This window comes from Lentzea sp. CC55 (assembly GCF_021056325.1).
GTDB classification, from domain to species: Bacteria; Actinomycetota; Actinomycetes; order Mycobacteriales; family Pseudonocardiaceae; genus Lentzea; species Lentzea jiangxiensis.
The window spans coordinates 1-18,761 of record NZ_JAJCXE010000028.1 but is presented as its reverse complement, the minus strand read 5'-3'; the positions used below and the strand labels follow the sequence as shown (position 1 = coordinate 18,761).

At 70.8% G+C, this 18,761-nt stretch carries 16 protein-coding genes; 8 read left to right on the top strand and 8 right to left on the bottom strand.

Annotated features, from left to right (window positions below; all coding sequences use genetic code 11):
• From L6E10_RS23900 to L6E10_RS23880, 5 genes are all read right to left on the bottom strand, one after another.
• Nucleotides 1-1,860, bottom strand: coding sequence for a CRTAC1 family protein (locus L6E10_RS23900; protein ID WP_236221842.1), 1,860 nt, complete (start codon nt 1,858-1,860; stop codon nt 1-3).
• Between the two features lie 47 nt (nt 1,861-1,907).
• Nucleotides 1,908-2,891, bottom strand: a complete 984-nt coding sequence (locus L6E10_RS23895; protein ID WP_236221766.1) for a DUF1702 family protein — start codon at nt 2,889-2,891, stop codon at nt 1,908-1,910.
• A gap of 90 nt (nt 2,892-2,981) precedes the next feature.
• On the bottom strand, nt 2,982-3,950 hold the full coding sequence (locus L6E10_RS23890; RefSeq protein WP_236221765.1) for a DUF1702 family protein: 969 nt from the start codon (nt 3,948-3,950) through the stop codon (nt 2,982-2,984).
• Between the two features lie 76 nt (nt 3,951-4,026).
• Complete coding sequence (locus L6E10_RS23885) at nt 4,027-4,683, bottom strand: MerR family transcriptional regulator (protein ID WP_236221764.1); 657 nt, start codon at nt 4,681-4,683, stop codon at nt 4,027-4,029.
• Nucleotides 4,656-5,624, bottom strand: coding sequence for a hypothetical protein (locus tag L6E10_RS23880; RefSeq protein WP_236221763.1), 969 nt, complete (start codon nt 5,622-5,624; stop codon nt 4,656-4,658). The genes L6E10_RS23885 and L6E10_RS23880 overlap by 28 nt, the downstream gene beginning before the upstream one ends.
• A gap of 74 nt (nt 5,625-5,698) precedes the next feature.
• Between L6E10_RS23880 and L6E10_RS23875 the strand changes: the two genes are divergently transcribed.
• The 3 genes from L6E10_RS23875 (at nt 5,699) to L6E10_RS23865 (ending at nt 9,032) form a co-directional block, all read left to right on the top strand.
• The gene (locus tag L6E10_RS23875) at nt 5,699-6,766 is read left to right on the top strand and encodes an NAD-dependent epimerase/dehydratase family protein (RefSeq protein ID WP_308102862.1); all 1,068 of its coding nucleotides are present in this window, start codon (nt 5,699-5,701) and stop codon (nt 6,764-6,766) included.
• Nucleotides 6,767-6,852: 86 nt separating this feature from the next.
• Nucleotides 6,853-8,394, top strand: a complete 1,542-nt coding sequence (locus L6E10_RS23870) for an acyl-CoA carboxylase subunit beta (protein WP_236221840.1) — start codon at nt 6,853-6,855, stop codon at nt 8,392-8,394.
• Nucleotides 8,391-9,032 carry a maleylpyruvate isomerase N-terminal domain-containing protein gene (locus L6E10_RS23865; RefSeq protein WP_236221762.1) on the top strand — a complete coding sequence of 214 codons (642 nt, stop codon included), beginning with the start codon at nt 8,391-8,393 and terminating at the stop codon, nt 9,030-9,032. Before L6E10_RS23870 ends, L6E10_RS23865 begins: the two co-directional genes overlap by 4 nt.
• Here L6E10_RS23865 and L6E10_RS23860 read toward each other — a convergent pair.
• Nucleotides 9,013-9,678: a TetR/AcrR family transcriptional regulator gene (locus L6E10_RS23860; protein ID WP_236221761.1), complete on the bottom strand. Its 666-nt coding sequence runs from the start codon at nt 9,676-9,678 to the stop codon at nt 9,013-9,015. The genes L6E10_RS23865 and L6E10_RS23860 overlap by 20 nt on opposite strands.
• Nucleotides 9,679-9,747: 69 nt before the next feature.
• On the opposite strand from L6E10_RS23860, the gene L6E10_RS23855 reads away from it, so the two are divergent.
• Nucleotides 9,748-10,767 (top strand): carotenoid oxygenase family protein, encoded by a 1,020-nt coding sequence (locus L6E10_RS23855; RefSeq protein ID WP_236221760.1) that lies wholly within the window; start codon nt 9,748-9,750, stop codon nt 10,765-10,767.
• Between the two features lie 210 nt (nt 10,768-10,977).
• Complete coding sequence (locus tag L6E10_RS23850) at nt 10,978-11,565, top strand: hypothetical protein (RefSeq protein ID WP_236221759.1); 588 nt, start codon at nt 10,978-10,980, stop codon at nt 11,563-11,565.
• A gap of 23 nt (nt 11,566-11,588) precedes the next feature.
• Here the strand turns inward: L6E10_RS23850 and L6E10_RS23845 are convergent, their stop codons facing one another.
• Entirely contained in the window at nt 11,589-12,449 is an 861-nt protein-coding gene (locus tag L6E10_RS23845; protein WP_236221758.1) for a hypothetical protein, read from the bottom strand.
• A 370-nt stretch (nt 12,450-12,819) separates the two neighbouring features.
• Here L6E10_RS23845 and L6E10_RS23840 point away from each other — a divergent pair, with 370 nt between their 5' ends.
• Nucleotides 12,820-13,269 (top strand): enolase C-terminal domain-like protein, encoded by a 450-nt coding sequence (locus L6E10_RS23840; RefSeq protein ID WP_236221757.1) that lies wholly within the window; start codon nt 12,820-12,822, stop codon nt 13,267-13,269.
• 49 nt (nt 13,270-13,318) lie between these two features.
• On the opposite strand, the gene L6E10_RS23835 is transcribed toward L6E10_RS23840, so the two are convergent.
• Nucleotides 13,319-14,092 (bottom strand): FadR/GntR family transcriptional regulator, encoded by a 774-nt coding sequence (locus L6E10_RS23835; RefSeq protein ID WP_236221756.1) that lies wholly within the window; start codon nt 14,090-14,092, stop codon nt 13,319-13,321.
• A gap of 325 nt (nt 14,093-14,417) precedes the next feature.
• Between L6E10_RS23835 and L6E10_RS23830 the strand changes: the two genes are divergently transcribed.
• Complete coding sequence (locus L6E10_RS23830; RefSeq protein WP_236221755.1) at nt 14,418-16,790, top strand: RICIN domain-containing protein; 2,373 nt, start codon at nt 14,418-14,420, stop codon at nt 16,788-16,790.
• Nucleotides 16,791-17,300: 510 nt separating this feature from the next.
• A complete protein-coding gene (locus L6E10_RS23825) occupies nt 17,301-18,641 on the top strand; it encodes an endo-1,4-beta-xylanase (RefSeq protein ID WP_236221754.1) in 1,341 nt (446 codons plus the stop codon).
• Nucleotides 18,642-18,761 lie beyond the last annotated feature (120 nt).

Here is an 18,761-nt window from a genome sequence, read left to right as displayed (position 1 = left end):
TCACCTCTCCTTCGCCTCGGTACCGAGTTCGAGCGTGTGCCTGCCGGGGTCGAGCGTCAGCGTGTCCTCGCGGGTCGCGCCCGAGCGGTCGCGCCAGTTGATCCGCACCTCGACGGGTCCGTCCGCCTTGCCGAGTCCGATGTGGACCTCGTGGCTGCGCTTGCCGGAGTGGCCGCCGCCGCCGTCGACGTGGCCGATGAACGTGCGGCCGTCCCTGGTCTTCGCGGTGACCTGGGCGCCGACCGCGGGCGACCCGCCGTCGTGGCACAGCCGCAACGTGAGAGCGCTGCCGCGCGACGGGCCGGAGTTGCGGTAGAACACCGGTTCCGCCCACTGCCGGGCCACCGCGAGGTCGAGCCTGCCGTCGCCGTCCGCGTCACCGGTGGCGATGCCGCGGGTGGGGACGGGAATGGCGAGGCCGAGCTGATCCGCGATGTCGACGTACCGGTCGCCGTCCTTGACGTAGAAGGCGAGGCGGTGGTTGCCGCCGACGTCGTCGCCGACCGTCACGCGCGGCCAGGACACGGGGTGGCGCAGCGCGAGGTCGTTGGCGGTGGCCAGTTCCTGCAGCTGGGGCCACCTGTTGACCTGGCCGCGGACGAAGCCGGTGGCCTGGGCGATCGCGGGTTCGCCGGAGTTGGCGAAGTCGGCGATCTTGACGTCCCAGCCCCAGCCGGACCACGCGGTGCCGGCCGGCGCGCTCACGTCCTCCCACGGCGCCTCGCTGTTGGCGAGCTTGGCGCGCAGCACGTCCCGGTCGCCGGACTGGGACATGAACTGGAAGTTGCTCTCCTGGATGCCGTACGACGTGGTGATGTTGCTGACGAACATGTCGTACACGCCGTCGCGGTTGAGGTCGCCGAAGTCGACGCCCATGCCCTTGAACGAGTCCTGGCCGACGACCTTCGACTTCGGGGTGAGCGCGGTGCGGACGCCCTCGACCGGTGCGAGCACGATCCGGCCGGGCGTGGACCTGTTGTGGAACATGCGGTCCGGGCCGAAGTCGTTGGCGAGGTAGAGCTCGGGCAGCAGGTCCCCGTCCAGGTCGGCGGCGGACGCCGCGAGCTCCCAGCCCTTGGACGAGTCCAGGCCCTGCACGCCCTCCTGCACCTCGAAGCGGGCTCCGGCCGCCGACGCTCCCGTCCAGCGCAGGAAGTAGTTCTCGCCGCCGTTGTAGGCGGCCGACATCGAGTCGTTCATCTCGACACCGCCGCTGACCGACGGGTCGAGCACCGGGCCGTGCGGGAAGTAGTTGCCGATGAAGACGTCCGCGTGGCCGTCACCGTCGAAGTCGGCGACCGCCGCGGCGTTGCTGTTCCACTGCGGGCCCGTGTAGCGGCCCGCGGTGGAGTTCGCGCCGGGCACCAGTTCGGTGGCGGTGTAGGAGGCGGCGGTGAGCCCGTCCTGGCCGTCCTTCGCGATGTGCACGATCGGCGTGCGGCCCCACAGGTACACCAGCAGGTCGACGCGGCCGTCCTCGTTGAAGTCGCCGGGCACGCAGCCCATGGGCGCCATCACGTCGTTCATCGGCAGCGAGCCGGGCGAGAGCGCGAACGCCTGGTAGCGCTCCTCCTTCGCGCCGGGTGCCGGGGTGACCACGACTTGGTCGATCCGCGGGTCGACCAGGCACAGGTCGTTGGCGAGGCCGTCGCCGTCGAGGTCGTTCATCGCGATCGCCGCGCCGACGGAGGAGATCCAGGCGTCGATGTGGGAGTAGTCCTTGTTGACCTTGCGGATGGTCTGCTGGTCGAACCCGCCCGGGAGCGAGATCGACATCGAGGTGAAGCCGTAGCCGCTCGCCACGTCGCGCTTCTCCTCCTGCGACGCGGCGGGCAGCCGGGCCATCAGGAAGGTCACCATCACGAGAACGAGCGCCAGGATCCCCGGCAGCTGTTTGCGGGCCCAGTTCACTGCTCCACACCTCCTGAGTGGACGTACTGGTCGGCGAAGCCGCGCCGCCACAGCTCGTAGGCGGGGACGTCGTCCCGCCCCGGCCCGGCCGGCTTGAGGGCGCGGACCCGGTGCGCGGCCTCGTCCGCGCCGGTGCCGCACAGGACTTGGGTGGCGATGTGCGTGTGGTCGACCGCGAGGCCCGCGAGCACGCGGGCTTCCGCGGCGAACGCGCTGCCCTGGGCCACCACCGCGCGGTGGCGTCCCGCGTGCTCGGCGAACCGGCGCAGCTCCTCGGGTCCCGCGCCGCCCGCGTAGGTCGCGGCGAGGCCCGCGCCCGCGTACAGGTCGGCCCGCCGCGTGTCGGGGAAGCCGTCGACCAGCTCGACGACCCTGGCGGCGTCCGCACCTCCCACGAACCACAGCGCCCTGCCGATGCCCTGGTCGATCGCGCGGTTCGCGTACCAGGCCGGGCCGGAGAAGGGCCACGGGAAGTCGGGTTCGCGGTAGTGGCCGTGCACGTACTTCGCGGTGTGGAAGTACGCCTGGTGGAAGCCGTAGCCGTCGAGCAGGAGCCACTGCAGCAGCTCGTCGCTCACCGCGAGCCGCGGCCAGCGGAACCTCGGCACGCGGGCCATCGCCCAGCCGACGCCCACGTAGACCATGTAGACGTGCTTCGCGCCCGCCCCCGCGAGGAACTCCGCCACCCGCCCACCGCCGCCGAACGGCAGCGCGTCGAGCGTGGCGAACCCCATGCCCGCGCCCTCGTAGGCGAAGCCGCGGAACTGCGGGGGCACGGTGTCGAGGTGTCGCTCCACCTCGGCGGGCGCGCGTGCCTCCACCGCGGTCGCGAACCCGAAGAGGAAGTTCCGGCCGATGCTTTCCAGCAGTTCCTTCGCCGCCTCGTCCTTGTGGTGAAATCCACGTACTGAAAGCGTTGCCTCCGAACTCCTGGGCGTCAGCAACCGACGCCGCAAAGCGCGCCATCCCGCCTTGGTCACGATGCACTCTCCCCAAACATACGATTTCCAGCCACCATTCTTTGCATCACCGAGGCGGTCTGACATCTTCCAGCATGCTCGACCCTTTTCTCACCGCGTGAAATGTGCGCGAATGCGACTGCGCCACCGTTCGTATTCGGGCTCGGGGCCCGGTTCGCCGGCGGAGGTGGAGGAGGTCTCGACGAGGGTGACCGCGGCGGCCGCGGACAGGTCGCCCAGCGCGTGGACGGCCTGTCCCGCGCGGTCGTCCACGTGGCCCGCCGCCGCCTTGGCCATGACGGCGAGTGCGGCCCCCAGCGCGAGCTCGGGCGCCTGCTGCCCCGCCTCGGCCCGCAGCCACGCGAGGTCCGCGGGGGTGGCGCCCCCGGCGAAGGTGGCGGCGAGCCCGACACCGCTCCAGAGGTCGGGCCGGCGGCGGCCGGCGAACTTCCGCACGGCGCTCGCGACGGCCTTCACGTCCGCGCCGTGGATGAACCACAGGGCGCGGCCCAGCCCCTGGTCGAAGGCCCGCGGGAAGTAGGACGGCGTGTCCTGCCACGGGTACGGCTCCGGTGAGCGCTGCCCGGCGACCCAGCGTCCGGGCTGGAAGTAGGCGCGGTCGAAGCCGTAGCCGTCGACGGCCAGCCAGGTGATCGCCGGGTGGTAGCGGACGCCTTCGAGATCGGGCACCACCTTGCGCCACAGCGGCCGGGGCAGCCGGGCCATGGCGAAGCCGATGCCTATGTAGGCGAGGAAGAGGTGCGGGAGGCCGGGACCGCGCAGCAGGTCACGGGTGCGCTTGCCCCGGTCCATCGCGTCCAGGACCGTGCAGGCCATCGTCGCGCCCTCGTAGGCGAACCCGCGCAGCTCGGGCGCGACGAGCGACAACCTGCGTTCCAGCTCCCACAGCCCGCGGCAGTCGATTCCCCATTCGAATCCCGCGATCACGGTCTGCGGAATCTGTTCCAGTGCCCGGGTCGTCTCCGACTCCGGAATCGAGAAACCGCGCGCCGCGAACGTGACGTCCACGAGAGCCGGTGTGAAAATCAATCGTCTGATGGAACCGAGCACCGTCGACATCAGCGCTCCTCTACTAGGCTCCTCCCATCTTCATCCGGACCTGTGGAAATTTGCATCTTTCCAATTGCGGTGCCGCTCAGCCGTTCTCGACCGCGAGGTCGTGGCCCAGTCTGCGGGCAGCCGTGAGCGCCACCGCGCCCAGGACGACGGACACCAGCAGGCGTTCCGCGCACTCCCTCGTGGCACCGGCGCCACGCGCCTGGTCCGCCTCGGCGGCCGCGACCGCCGTCCCGGCCCTCAGGTAGGCCTCCAGCAGGGCGTCGTCGGGCGCGTGTCCCGCGAGCTCCAGGCTCGCCAGCACGCCGGCCAGCTCGGCCGCGGCGGCGTTGTCGTCCGCGACCTCGCGCCCGTCCCTCGCCAGCACCTCGTCGACGCGGTCGCGCCACTTCGCCCGCGCCTCCCCGAGGGAACCGGGCGCGGTGGCGTCAGGCGCACTGGTGCGGGAGATCGCGGTGAGCACGTCCGGCACCCTGACGTCGCCGCTGCCGCCGACGAGCTCGGCAACCGCGGCGACCGGCAGGCCGCCGCGGTCGACGAGTGCGCGCACGACGCGGAGCCTGCGGACGTGGCTCTCGTCGTAGCGCATCTGGTTCGGCCCGGTCCTCCTGCCGGGGTGCAGCAGGCCGGACCGCAGGTAGAACTTGATCGTCGGAATGCTGACCTGCGTGAGGCCGCTCAGCCCCGCGATCCGCAGGCCCTCGCCCGTCACGCCCATGGCGCCGTCGGGTACCACGGGATCAGCTCGCGGCGGGCGAGCAGTCGCACGTCCCAGTACAGGAAGGTGAAGACGCCCACGGTGATCAGCGCGACGCCGGTGATCACCGCGAGCCGCACCGGCTTCTCCGTCAGCCACCGCCGGACCCGGTCGCCCAGGAACGCCGCGGTGGCCACGAGCGCCAGGGCGAGCACGGCGATGTTGCCGAGGGACTGCAGGCAGAACGCGGCAGCTCCGTAGAGGGGGTTGCCGCTCTCCGCCGCGTCGCGGAACAGCTGGCGGAACAGGCCGAACGGGCGGCCGATCAGGAACCCTCCGATGAGCACACCCATGAACACCATGGGGGCGTTGGGGTAGCGCTTCGCGATGCGCGCGAACGGGTCGCGGACCACGCCCAGCGCGGCGAGACCGAGGTAGGTCATCGTCAGGCCGATCACGCCGAACACGACCAGGGACTGCACGCTGCGGCCGGACAGCGTGCCCGCGACGTTCTGCGCGGTCGAGAACTGGGGCATCGAGGTGCCCACGAGTCCGACGACCGCGCCGTAGACCGCGGACACCGACAGCATGCCCGCCGACAGCCACAGCAACGGCTTCAGCGCGCCGCGGACCCGTTCGGCACGGCTGCTGGAGCCGCCCAGCATCGGCGCCATCGCCCCGAACGCCGCGATGTTGCAGGCGGTGAACGTACCCGCGAGACCCGTGACGAACGCGAACGCGATGCCGGCGGCCGCCCCGGCGATCGGCGTGGCCTTGGCGTCGTGGCCGAGCAACGTGTTCGCGACGTTGTCCCCGATGGTCGAGTCCACGAAGTGCGCCGACCACACGACCGTCAGCCCGAAACCCGCGAGCGCGCTCAGCAGGACGATCAGCCCGCGCCTGCGCGGGAAGTGGCCGTTGACGAACGCGGATGTGGCGATCGGCCGCACAGGTGCCGGTGCGGTTCGTTCCGTCGACATGGGTGTTCTCCTCGCCGCCTACATTCATCCACAAAGGACTTGCGCTGCTGCGCCTATCACAGAATGGAGGTGGCGTGCCGACAATCGCTTATTCCAGAGTGCGCGGTTGTGGCGCGGCGGACATCGCACGCTCGAAGAAGCAGCACGACCGCCGCGCGGGCAGGCTGGCGTTCGTCGTCGCGGCGAATGGGGTGCGGATGCTGGTGAGCGTGACCGGAGGGACGGGTTTCGTCGGATCGCACTCGGTCGCGGCGGTCATAGCGGCCGGGCACCGGGTCCGGCTCCTCACGAGGAACCCGCGGGCGGTGCCGGAGGTGCTGCGCCCGCTGGGCGTCGATCCCGCCGGCGTCGAGGTGGTCGCCGGTGCCGCGACGGACCCCGGCCGGGTGGCGGAACTGGTGCGCGGCGCGGACGCCGTGCTGCACGCCGCCGGTGTCTACTCGTTCGACCGGCGCCGGCGCCGGGAGATGCGGCGCACGAACGAGCTCGCCACCGAGGCGGTGCTGGGGGCGGCGCGGAAGGCGGGGGTCGGTCGGGTCGTGCACGTGTCGAGCTTCGTGGCACTGGGCGGCACCGTGCTCGACGAGAACTCCCCCGTGACGTCGTCTTCCGAGCCGTACGCGGCGTCGAAGGCCGCGGCGGAGGAGGTCGCGCGGGAGCACGGCGCCGTGATCAGCTACCCGCCCGCGCTGCTCGGACCGCACGACCCGCGGCTGGGCGACCAGACCGCGCGCCTGCGGGCCACCCTGCGCGGGCTCATGCCGATCTGGCCGACCGGCGGCTTCCCGCTGGGCGACGTCCGCGACACGGCGGCGATGCACGCCCGTCTGCTCACCGGCGGTCCGTCCCGGTGTTTCGGGCCCGGCCGGTTCGTCTCGACGCGCGACTACGTCCGGACGTTGCGGGAGGTCACGGGGCGCCGGTTGCCCGCCGTGTTCCTGCCCGCCGCGGCACTGGTGCCGGTGGGCGTGGCCGCCGACGCGCTGCAGCGGGTGTGGCCGTGGCCCGTCCCGGTGCAGGGCGGGGCGATCCGCACGTGCCTCGCCGCGCAGAGCACCGCCTCGTCCGGGCCCGTCCGGCCACTGGCGGAGACGATGGCCGACACCGTGCGCTGGCTGCGCGACGCGGGGAGGGTGGCATGACCGACCTGTCCGAACGCTCGCTGCGGCGGGTCGACTTCGTGCCGGTGACCGTGCCCCGTCCCGCGCCGGCGGCGGAACCGCGTTCGATGCGGTCCGTGCTGGACGAGTCCGACCGGCTGCGGTCGCGCATCGTGGCCGGTGACGAGAACGCCGTCGCCCGCCAGCACGCGCTCGGCAAGCACACCGCCCGCGAACGGCTCGACCTGCTGCTCGACCCCGGCTCGTTCACCGAGATCGACCTGTACCGGCGCCACCAGGCGAGGGGGATGAAGATCTCCGAGAACCGGCCGCACACCGACGGTGTGATCGCGGGTTCCGGCACGATCGACGGACGCCGGGTGTTCGTCTACGCCCAGGACTTCTCGGTGTTCGGCGGGTCCCTCGGCGAAGCGCACGCCTCGAAGATCCACAAGGTGATGGACCTGGCGATCTCCACCGGCTGCCCGTTGATCGGGCTCAACGACAGCGGTGGCGCCCGCATCCAGGAGGGGGTGATGGCCCTCAACGCCTACGGCGGCATCTTCCGCCGGCACGTGGCGGCGTCCGGGATCATCCCGCAGATCAGCGTCGTGATCGGTCCCTGCGCGGGCGGCGCCGCCTACTCCCCCGCGCTGACCGACTTCACGTTCATGGTGCGCGGCACGGCGAAGATGTACCTGACCGGACCGGACGTCGTCGCGGCCGTCAACGGCGAAGTCGTGACGCACGAGGAACTCGGCGGTGCGGACGTCCACGGCAGCCAGTCCGGTGTCGCCACGTTCGTCCACGACGACGAAGAGACCTGCCTCGCGGACGTGCGGTACCTCGTGTCCCTGTTGCCCGCCAACAACCTCGACACCCCGCCGCACGACGGACCGGTCGGCGCCACGACCGACGAACGACCGCGGCTCGCCCAGCTCGTCCCGGTGGAGCCTAACAAGCCGTACGACATGCGCTCGGTCGTGGCCGAGGTGGTGGACGACGGCGAGTTCATCGAGGTGCACGAGCACTGGGCAGGGAACGTGATCTGCGCGCTGGGCCGCGTCGACGGCCGGCCGGTGGGCGTCGTGGGCAACCAGCCCCTGGTGCTCGCCGGCGTGCTCGACTCGGCCGCGGCGCAGAAGGCGGCGCGGTTCGTGCGGTTCTGCGACGCCTTCAACATCCCGCTGATCACGCTGGTGGACGTGCCCGGTTTCCTGCCGGGCACCGCCCAGGAGCAGGGCGGGGCGATCCGGCACGGCGCGAAGCTGCTCTACGCCTACTGCGAGGCCACGGTTCCGCGCATCCAGGTGATCATCCGCAAGGCCTACGGCGGCGCGTACATCGTGATGGACTCCCGCTCGATCGGCTCGGACGTGTCCCTGGCCTGGCCCACCAACGAAATCGCGGTCATGGGAGCAGAGGGAGCGGTGAACGTGTTGTTCCGCAAGGAGCTCACCGCCGCGGCCGACCCGGCGGCGTTGCGGGCGGAGCTCATCGCCGAGTACCGGGAGCAGCTCATGCACCCGCACTACGCGGCCGAACGCGGCCTGGTCGACGACGTCATCGACCCCGCGCAGACGCGGGCGGCGATCGCACGCGGTCTGGAGATGATGAGCACCAAACGTGCCTCCGCCCCGCCGCGCAAGCACGGGAACGTGCCGCTGTGAGCGCGCCCGACCACCTGCTGTACCGGCAGGTCCGCCTCGACATCGGACTCCTGGCGACACGGCGGGTCGGCGCGGTGCCGGTGCCCGCGTGTCCTGGGTGGACGGTGACGGACCTGGTGGCGCATCTGGTGGAAGTCGCGGCGAACGTGGCCGCACGGCTGGGTTCTCCTGCGGGCACGGTTCCACGAGGCATCACCGACGTCGATCTCGCCCTGGCGGAGTGGGAGCGCGTCTGCCACGTCCTCGAGCCGCTGGTCGAACTGGAGGGCCCGCGCTCGGCCGGGCGGATGGTGATGGACGCGTTCACCCACCTCCTCGACCTGCACGCCGCCCTGGACGTCCCGCCCGATCCCGGGCACCCCGCCTACCCCAGCACGCTGAACCTGCTCATCGGCGGCTTCTCCGCCTCCGTGCGGGCGCACGGCCTGCCCGCCCTGCGGATCGAGAGTCCCGCCGCCACGGGGACGGCGGGAGACGGCCCGGTCGTCCGCACGCTGCGAGCCGGTACCCACGACCTGCACCGGAGTCTGGCCGGCCGGCGGTCCCACGCCGAGATCGCGGCGCTGGACTGGGACGGCGCGCACGAACCGTGGCTGCCCGCCTTCAGCTGGGGCCCGTTCACCCCGCCTGCGCGCTGAGCTCGCGCTCGATGCGCCGGCGTGACGACCGCACGGACCGCACCGCCGCTTCCGGCCGGTCGCCCGCCCCCACCATCAGTGCGACGAGCTGCGGCTCGAACAGCGCCTCGCCGTCGAGCGGCGCCGCCAGGTACCCGCCCAGTTCCAGGGTCACGAGGCCGTGAGTGGCGATCCACATCTGATGTGCGACGTGCGCGACGTCGGCGTCGGCGAACCGGCCCGCCGCCACGCACCTCGCCACGCACTCCACGACGCTCGTCAGGGTGTACCGGCCGTGCTGGCGGTCGTCGTCGGTCAGCGAGAAGCCGCTGAGCGACGCGCCCCCGAACATCACGCTGTACAGGTGCGGGTTGGCCAGGGCGTTCATCCGGTACGCCCGGCCCAGCAGCGCCATGTCCGCGACCGGGTCGGACGTCGACCCCACGGCCGTCAGGTGGCGCTCCAGCCGCTGGAACCCTTCGTGCACCACTTCCCGCACCAGGCCGCTCATCCCGCCGAAGTAGGTGTACACGGCCATCGTCGAGGTACCGGCCTCCGCCGCGATCCGCCGCGTCGAGAGGGCCTGGGGTCCCTCGGTGGCGAGCAACGCGGCGGCGATCTCGATGAGGGTGGTGTGGGTGCGCGGGTCCATTCGGCGTGGGCTCACCTTTGACATTGTTGCATAACGGCGATATGTTTAGCACAACGCTGTTATGCATAGGTCGGAGGTGCGACCGTGGAAGCACTCCTCGTGGAGGGTCAGCTGCCCGCGAACCTGCACGGCAGGTTCCTGCAGTCCGTCCCGCATCCCGCACACGGCACGGACCCGGTCTCGATCACCGGCGTCCGCCTCGCCGGCGGCACCGCGACCTGGCACCGCGCCCGCACCGACCTCTCGTTGCTGGGCACCGTGCCCACGCTGGCCCCGGCGGTGCGCGACGGCCTGCGCGTCGCCCGGCCGGCGCAGGACCCCCGCACCGGCGAATGGCACACGATCGCGACCAGGCCGGGCTCCCCGCTCGCCGAACACGTGACGATGAGCGCGGCGAGCGCGGTGCGCCGGGGCCGTTGTTTCGTGCTCAGCGGCCCCGCGCGCATCGACACGGTTGCTCTGACGGCGGACCACGTCGTCGTCCTGGACCTGTCCGTGGAACACGACCGCGCCACCGAGCTCATCGGCCTGCGCGCCCCCTACACCTGGCGGCCGGGCAAACAGGCGCGGATCGGCCTCCTGCCACGCCGGTCCCGGGGCAACCCCCTCTGGTTCCCCGTGTCACCGTGCTTCGTGCCGGAGGCGGTCAACGCCTACGAGGACGGGCCGGAGGTCGTCCTCGACGCGGTGCGGCACACCTCGCCCACCGGACCCCGGGAGCTGACGCGCTGGACGCTCGACCCGAGCACCGGCACCGCGAGCGAGGAGCGCCTGCTCAGCGCCGACTCCGCCGTCGTGGCCGCCCCGGAACGCGGCCGACGGCACCACACCGTGTACGCGGCCCGGGACACCGCGGTGTCCAGGCACGATCCGCACACGTCCACGACCTACGACTTCGGCCCCGGTCACCGACTCGGCCAGCCCGCGACGGCCGGCGACTGGCTCATCGTCCCGTTCCACGACAGCACGTCGAGCAACCTGGCCGTCTTCGACACCGCGGACCTGACCTCCGGCCCGCGCTCCGTCGTGAGGCTTCCCGTCACCGTCCCGGTCGCGACGCGCACCACGTGGCAGCCATTGCTCGAACCCGTGCGCGAGACATAGGACTTCTTCGACAACAGCGTTGGAGCCGTGGCGGCACCGGTTTCGAGGCACTGCGTGACCGGCACTTGCCGGCGAACTCGGCCGGGAAGTTCACGCCATCGCGCTCCGCGGACTCCCACAACGCGGTAACGCCGCTACGGCCTTCTGCGACAGGCCGACCGCCATCAACTGAGCGGAGCCGCCCTCGTGTCGCAAAGATCGTTCCTCATCGTGTGCCTCTTGCTGGGAGCGACGGCATGCGGAAGCGGAGAACAGCAGGCGGCACCGTCCTCGAGTTCGTCGGCAAGCACCACCACCAGCACCACCACGACGACCACCGCAGCGCCGGCCGCCACGTTCAACGCTTCGGCCAACGACGTCATCACCGCGTTGAACATGCAACTTCCGCTCATCCACGAGGGCGCACAGCAGTTGCCGACCACCGTGCAGGCCGGCGGCATTTTCGGCGGTCGCGTGTCATCCGACGTCGAGGTCTTCGTGAAGCCGCAGACCAGCGCTTTCACGAAGGTTCATGCAGTAACCGTGCACGTCACGGGCTCCGGCGGCGCGTTCCGGACCCCGGCGCGTCTCCTCAGCGGGGTCGGCACTTCACTGCACCAGCTGTCCCCTGAGGCCGCTGACCGGTTCCGGACGGACGCTCTGCCAAAGCTGTCCTCGATCACGCAGACCCGCACCACCATGACGATCAAAGGGTTCTACGACCTGACCGCCGTCGTGCGCGATTCGTCATCGCTCGCGTTCGTGTTCACTCCGGTCGGGGTGACGCCGTTGTCGTCGTACGACACGCTCGGCAAGTAAGACACCGCGATGACGAGCGGCCCTCACACCCGCGTACCGGCCGGCTCCGGCAAGGGCTCCTTCTGCCGCGTGTTCGCCGAATAGTGGGCGACGGCGATCGCTCCGGCGATCGCCAGGACGAACCCCGTGGTCGCGGCGATCACGTAACCGTCGCGGACGTTGTCACCGAGGTAGACCAGCCCGACGAACGACGAAAGCGCCGTGTTGGTGGTGAACATGATCGCGGTGACCCCGGTCGGACCGCCCTTCTGCAGCGCCATCGCGAACAGCGCCGCCGCGGTGAGGCCGTTGAGGACGATGGACCAGGCCGCCGGTTCCAGCACGAGCCGCCACACGGCGTCCGGGAGGTGGAGCGTCCGCGCCGAGATGCCGACGACGCTGTAGGAGACACCGGAGCCGAACGCCAGTGCCACCGTCGCCCCGACGTGGTGGTGGCGCCGGGCGTAGAGGACGATCGCCGCCACCGGGATCGGAACGGCCAGGAGGAGCCACCGCCAGTGCGGTGGCAGGGCCTGTGCGGGACCCGGCTCCGCGGACACGCCCAGCAGGACCAGACCGCTCGCGCCGACCACCAGCGCGCCCCATCCCCGCGCACGCAGGTGGGCACCCATGAAGCTGCTGATCATGGCGGTCACGCCGACGCTGAACGCGAGCATCGACTGGACGAGGAACAGCGGCAGCCGGTGCAACGCCGCGGAGGCGAAGGCGAATCCCAGCAGGTTCACGCCGAGACCGAGGAAGTACAGCCACTGACGCCAGAGAGCGATGAGATCCCGCGACGACCCGCCGTGCGCGGCCACACGCCGCACACCCATCGCCTCGAGGATCGAACCACTGCCTGACGCCAGGGTCGCCAGCACGGCGAAGACGTAACCCAGTGCCATTCATCCATTGTGTCAGCCGGTGACCGGCGTGCTTTCAAGGTCCCCGTCGAGAACGGCTGATCCGGCGGTCACCGCGATAGCGCACTATGACTTGCCGCCATTCCACCGCAAAGAAATCCAGTCCCCATTACTCCATATGGAGCAATGGAGGTAGACGCATTACGTGATCAAGGCAAAGCACACGAATTCACGGAAAGCTCTGAACGTTCCTATGAGGACGCTCTCCATCACGCAGAACGTCCACATCGGATACGGCGGCCCTGCCCCGGGGTCCCGGTCGTCACCGGGCACCCCGCTCGGCGGTCGAGCAGCTCCAGGAACCGCTCGCGCATCATGCTCCGGCACTCCTCCGGACTCCACCCGCAGTCCCGTGCAGGCGCTGTGCCGCGCGGTGGGCATCGTGCAGCCGGCCGCGCTCTGGGGCACCACCCACTTCCTGAGGGTCGCCGCGCTCGCGCACGCGCCCGACCTGCCGGTCAGCCCGATCGGCACGACGCCCGCCGGTCTGCTGCACGCCGCCACGTCGGTCCCTTACCACCTGGTGAGCGAGTTGCCGGGGCTCCAGCCGCCGGTGGGCGTCTCCGTGGACCTGCGCGTGGAGGACGGCGCCTACGTCCTCGGCGACAGTCCGGGCTTGGGCGTGCGCGTGGACGAGAAGTCGGTCGCCCTTGGCGCGCCACCTGCCGCCCGACCGGCCGGCCGGTGGCGCGCACATCCGCCCCGAACGCGCCGGGCGCCGTCTGCACGCGGTCGAGACGGCCTGAGGAGACCGGCCCTTGGCACCAGGGACCGCCTGTCCGGCGTCCGCTCGCCGCAGTGACTTCCGCCGGTACCGCCACGCGGTCCGGTCGCAGGTGCGGCGAGCGCTTTCACCGGTTCAGCCGGCCGGGGTCCCCTGCTTCGCCGCGGCGCACGAGCCACGCCTCGGTGATGTGGGTGAACATGGCCTCCGCCGCCCCGGCGGGGTCGTGGGCGGCGATGCGGTCGAAGACGCGCCGATGCCCGGCGTTCGACGCCTGGCACAGCTCGCGGCTGCTCTCACCGCGGTACCCGGCCGTGTGGAGGACCTGCGACTGCAGCGAGCGCACGACGCCGCGGGCGATGCGGTTCCCCGACGCCAGCATGATCGCGTCGTGGAAGAGGCGGTCGTGCTCCTCGTACTCGGCGACGTCGTCAACGAGCTCGTCCATCCGGTCCACCAGCGCCCGCAACCGGTCGACGGTGTCGTCATCCGCGGTGCGCGCGGCGACCTGCGCCATGTCGGACTCCAGCAGCCGCCGGGTCACCACGAGGTCGTCCAGGGTCGCGAGGCTCTCGTCCTCGGCGATCGCGGCGAGGAGCACCTGCTCGTCGAGCATGTTCCACTGCACCGGCGGGTTGACCGTCGTGCCGGAGCCTTGGCGCACCGTGACGAGGCCTTTCTCCTGCAAGACCTTCACCGCCTCGCGGATCACCGTCCTGCTCACCGAGAAGGTCTCGCAGAGCACCGGCTCGGGCGGCAGCGCCATGCCGGCGGACCAGCTGTGCCGGACGATCCGCTGCACCAGTTCCGCGGTGACGGCCGCGGCGAGGCTGGCCGGTCTCCGCGTCCACACCGGATCCGCGGACGCGCCCTGCTCCGCCTGCCGTCCTGTCGTCGTCATGCTCGGCTCCGTTGCGCTGCGCCGTGGTGCTCCCGGCCCGCAGTGTACGGACCACCGTTGACGTCACACGTCATACGAGTTACGTTCGGAGTGTTCCGCTGGCCGGCTTCCGCACCGCGCCGGCACCGTTCGCTCCGCCCGAACGGAACAGTCCCGACCTGAGCACCGAACGCCGCGACCCGGCGTTCCGCGAGCGCTCGGCGACCGGACGCCGCCAGTCTCGTCGCGTGCGTTCGCACCTCACCCACGTGGACGTGGTGGCGCGCCGTGCTCCGAGCGTCCACAGGCCCCCGCCAGCCGCCGCGCACCCACCTCAGGAGGTCCCTTGTCCACGTCCTCGTTCCCCGCTGCGCGGCGGCGAACAGCTCTCGCCGCCGTCGCGGTCGTGGTGGCCGCGGCGGTCGCCACCGCTCCCCCGGCCTCGGCCGCCACGACCACTCTCCACGCTTCTCCGTCCGGCACCGGCACCGCCTGCACCGCAACCGCTCCGTGCTCGCTGCCGGCCGCGCAGTCGGCCGTGCGGTCCCGCACCGGCACGATGTCCGGTGACATCGTCGTGGAGCTCGCCGACGGGGTGTACCGGCTCTCGCAGCCGTTCCGGCTCACCGCGGCGGACTCGGGCACCAACGGCCACCGCGTGCTGTGGCAGGCGGCCGCATCGGCTCGTCCCGTCCTCAGCGGCGCCAGAGCCGTCACGGGCTGGACGGTCGCGGACGCCGGCAAGAACATCTGGCGGGCGAACGTCGGTGCCGGTCTCGACAGTCGTCAGCTCTACGTCGACGGTGCGATCGCCACCCGCGCGCGCACTCAGGTCAACCGGTCCGACTTCACCTTCACCGACAGCGGCATGCGCTTCTCCAACGGCGCGCTGAGCTACCTGAACACCCTGGCGAACCAGAACCGGGTCGAGGTGGAGAGCGTCAACTCCTTCACCGACAGGTACTCGCCGGTGCAGAGCATCAGCGGCAACTTCCTGACGATGCAGCAACCCGCGTGGAACAACAACACCTTCGGCTACGACACGCTCAACAACCCGTTCCGCGCCGGCCCGCTCTACCTGGCCAACGCGTACGAGTTCCTGGACGCGGCGGGTGAGTGGTACCTCAACCCCGGCACCGGTGTCCTGTACTACATCCCCCGCTCCGGGCAGAACATGAACAACGCCGGCGTCGAACTGCCGGCGTTGCAGTCGCTGGTCTCCGTCGGCGGCACCTACGACGCGCCCGCGCACGACATCTCGTTCAGCGGCATCACCTTCACCGGCACCTCGTGGCTCGGCCCCAGCAGCAACCAGGGGTACGCGGACCAGCAGACCGGTGCCTACATCTCCGGCAACTGGAACTGGCCGGCCGACCGGCTGAACTCGTGCCGGAGCGGCTGCCCGGCGTTCGAGGCGGTCCGTCCACATTGGTCTCAAATGCCCGCCGCCGTCCAGATCTCCGCGGCCAGCCGCGTCACCTTCACCGACTCCCGCTTCGTCAACCTCGGGCAGACCGCGATCGGCATCGGCAACGACGCGAACGCGCACAGCAGCGGGGTCGGGCTGGGCGCGTCCGGCATCACGATCACCCGCTCGGAGATCGCGCACAACTCGGCGGGCGGCGTCGTGGTCGGCGGCGTGCGCGCCGACGCGCACCACCCGGGCGACCAGCGGATGGTCAACCGGGACATCATGGTCAGCCACAACCGCGTCCACGACCTCGGGATCGAGTACCGGGGAATCGTGTCGGTGCTCAACACCTACGTCACCAACGCGACCGTGGCCCACAACGAGGTCTACAACCTGCCGTACTCCGGCATCTCCCTCGGCTACGGCTGGGGCTCGAACGACGCGGGCGGCAGCAACCACTACGCCGGCCGGGGCCTCTACAACTACCAGCCCCGCTACACCACGCCCACCACCGCATCCGGCAACAAGCTGCTCAACAACTACGTCCACGACGTGATGCAGCAGATGACCGACGGCGGTTGCATCTACACACTGGGCTGGAACCCGAACGCGGAGATCCGCGGCAACTACTGCTTGCGCACCAACGGGTTCTTCGGGCTCTACTTCGACGAGGGCTCCAAGTACTACCGCGCCACGGGCAACGTCTTCTCCGCCACCGGGACCTGGGCCACCGCCAACTACTACGGCGGCGAGAACATGGGCAACTGGACGCTCACCGGCAACTGGTCGAGCAACGGCAGCAGCAACATCACCAACGGTGATCGCGGCAACGTGGTGAGCGGCAACGTCGTCGTCTCCGGCGGCAACTGGCCGGCCGGCGCTCAGGCCGTGATGGCCGCCGCCGGACCGGGTGGCACGGACGGACGGGAGAACGTCACCGTCGCCGGCCTCCAGTCGGGCCGTTGCCTCGACGTCGCCACCACGGCCGGCAACAGCACCGCGAGGTTGTGGGACTGCGGCGGCGGCGCGAACCAGCGCTGGACCTACACCTCCGGCAAGCAGTTCACGATCGGCGGCAGGTGCCTCGACGCCTCGGGTGGCGGCACCGCCAACGGCACCGCGGCGATCCTCTGGGACTGCCACGGCGGCCTGAACCAGCAGTGGAACGTCAACGCCGGCGGCAGCGTCACCGGCGCGCAGTCGGGGCTGTGCCTCGACGCCAGTGGCAACGGGACGGCCAACGGCACACCGGTCGTGCTCTGGACGTGCCACGGCGGCGCGAACCAGCAGTGGAGCCTGCGCGGCTGACCGGCCCGGGCGGAGCGACGAGCCGCCGGCACCCCGTTGCGGCGCACTGCGCCGGACAGGGCGGCCGGCGGCGTCGTCATGCACTCGAAAAGCTGGCAGTGTTAGCGCTCACTTCGACTCAGAAGTCTTTCATTCGACCCTTTTCGGCAGCATTCGACTGCGTTCGACGTGCCTTTTCACCACTCTTCCTGGCCGCTTTCCTCCATCCAGCGCAATTCCGAGGAAAAGTCGTGTTCGCCTTCTTGTGAGCGTGAACACAGAGCTGCAACACTCCTGGACGACGCACTCGCGGTCGTGTGAGGAAGGGGATGGCGATGCAGCTCCTCCACCGAAGACGATTCGGCTTCAGCACCTACCTCCCTCCGCACCGCGGGTGACGGAGACGCACCACAGCCGCGATTCCGCGCGCACGAGAGCCCCGGCACCGCCGCACCGGGTCTCCTCGGCGTGCACCGGATCGCCCCATCCACCACGCCCGCATTCCGGGCACGTCCGGTGAAAGTGTGGAAGATGAAACTGACATCGAGGTCGGTCTCACTCGTCCCGATCGTGTCGACAGCAGCGGCGGCGGCCCTGGGCGCCGTGCTCGTCGTGTCCGTCCCCGCCAGCGCGGCGACCACGCTCGGCGCCGCCGCGGCGCAGTCCGGCCGCTACTACGGCACCGCCGTGGCGGCGGGCAGGCTGAACGACCAGACCTACGTGAACATCCTGAACACCGAGTTCACCATGGTGACAGCCGAGAACGAGATGAAGTGGGATGCGACCGAGCCCAACCGCGGCCAGTTCACCTACTCCGGCGGAGACCGCATCCTCAACCAGGCCGTGGGCAACGGCAAGCGGGTCCGGGGTCACGCCCTGCTGTGGCACCAGCAGGAACCGGGCTGGGCCCAGCGCCTGGAAGGCGCCGACCTGCGCCGGGCCATGATGAACCACGTCACCCAGGTCGCCACCCACTACAAGGGCAAGATCTACGCCTGGGACGTGGTGAACGAGGCGTTCGCCGACGGCGGCAGCGGTGGCCGGCGCGACTCCAACCTCCAGCGCACCGGCAACGACTGGATCGAGGCGGCGTTCCGCGCCGCCCGTGCGGCCGACCCCGCGGCGAAGCTCTGCTACAACGACTACAACACCGACAGCATCAACCCGAAGTCCACCGGCATCTACAACATGGTCCGCGACTTCAAGGCCCGCGGCGTGCCGATCGACTGCGTCGGGTTCCAGTCCCACCTCACCAACAACGCGCCGCCGGACTACCAGGCGAACCTCCAGCGCTTCGCCGACCTCGGCGTCGAGGTGCAGATCACCGAGCTCGACATCGCCGGCAGCAACCAGGCGAACGCCTACGGAGCGGTCACGAGGGCGTGCATGGCGATCCGTGCCTGCACGGGCATCACCGTGTGGGGCATCCGCGACACCGACTCGTGGCGCGGCGGCGAGAACCCCTTGCTGTTCACCGGATCCGGCGCCAAGAAGCCCGCGTACAACGCGGTGCTCGACGCGCTGAACGCGGGAGGCCCCGGTCCCACCACCACGACGACCACCACGTCCAACGGCCCCGGCCCCGGTGGCTGCACCGCGTCGGTGTCGTTGAACCAGTGGAACGGCGGGTTCGTCGCCACGGTCAAGGTCACCGCCGGATCCGCCGCACTGCGCGGCTGGCGGGTGACGACGACCCTGGCGAACGGGACGGTCACCTCCTCCTGGAGCTCCAACCGCAGCGGCACCAGTGGCACCGTCACCTTCACGAACGTGGACTACAACGCCAACGTGCCCGCGGGCGGCTCCACCGAGTTCGGTTTCCAGGGCACCGGCAGCGGTTCGGGGCTCACCCCCTCCTGCACCGCCACCTGACGTTCCGCAGCACACACCACCGGAGGACGGCTCCAGCGGCTCGGGCGTGCGCCCGGGGCCGCGGAGCCTCCCTGCCCCCAGGAGACGACGATGGCCACGAAACGAAGGTTCTGGGCGACC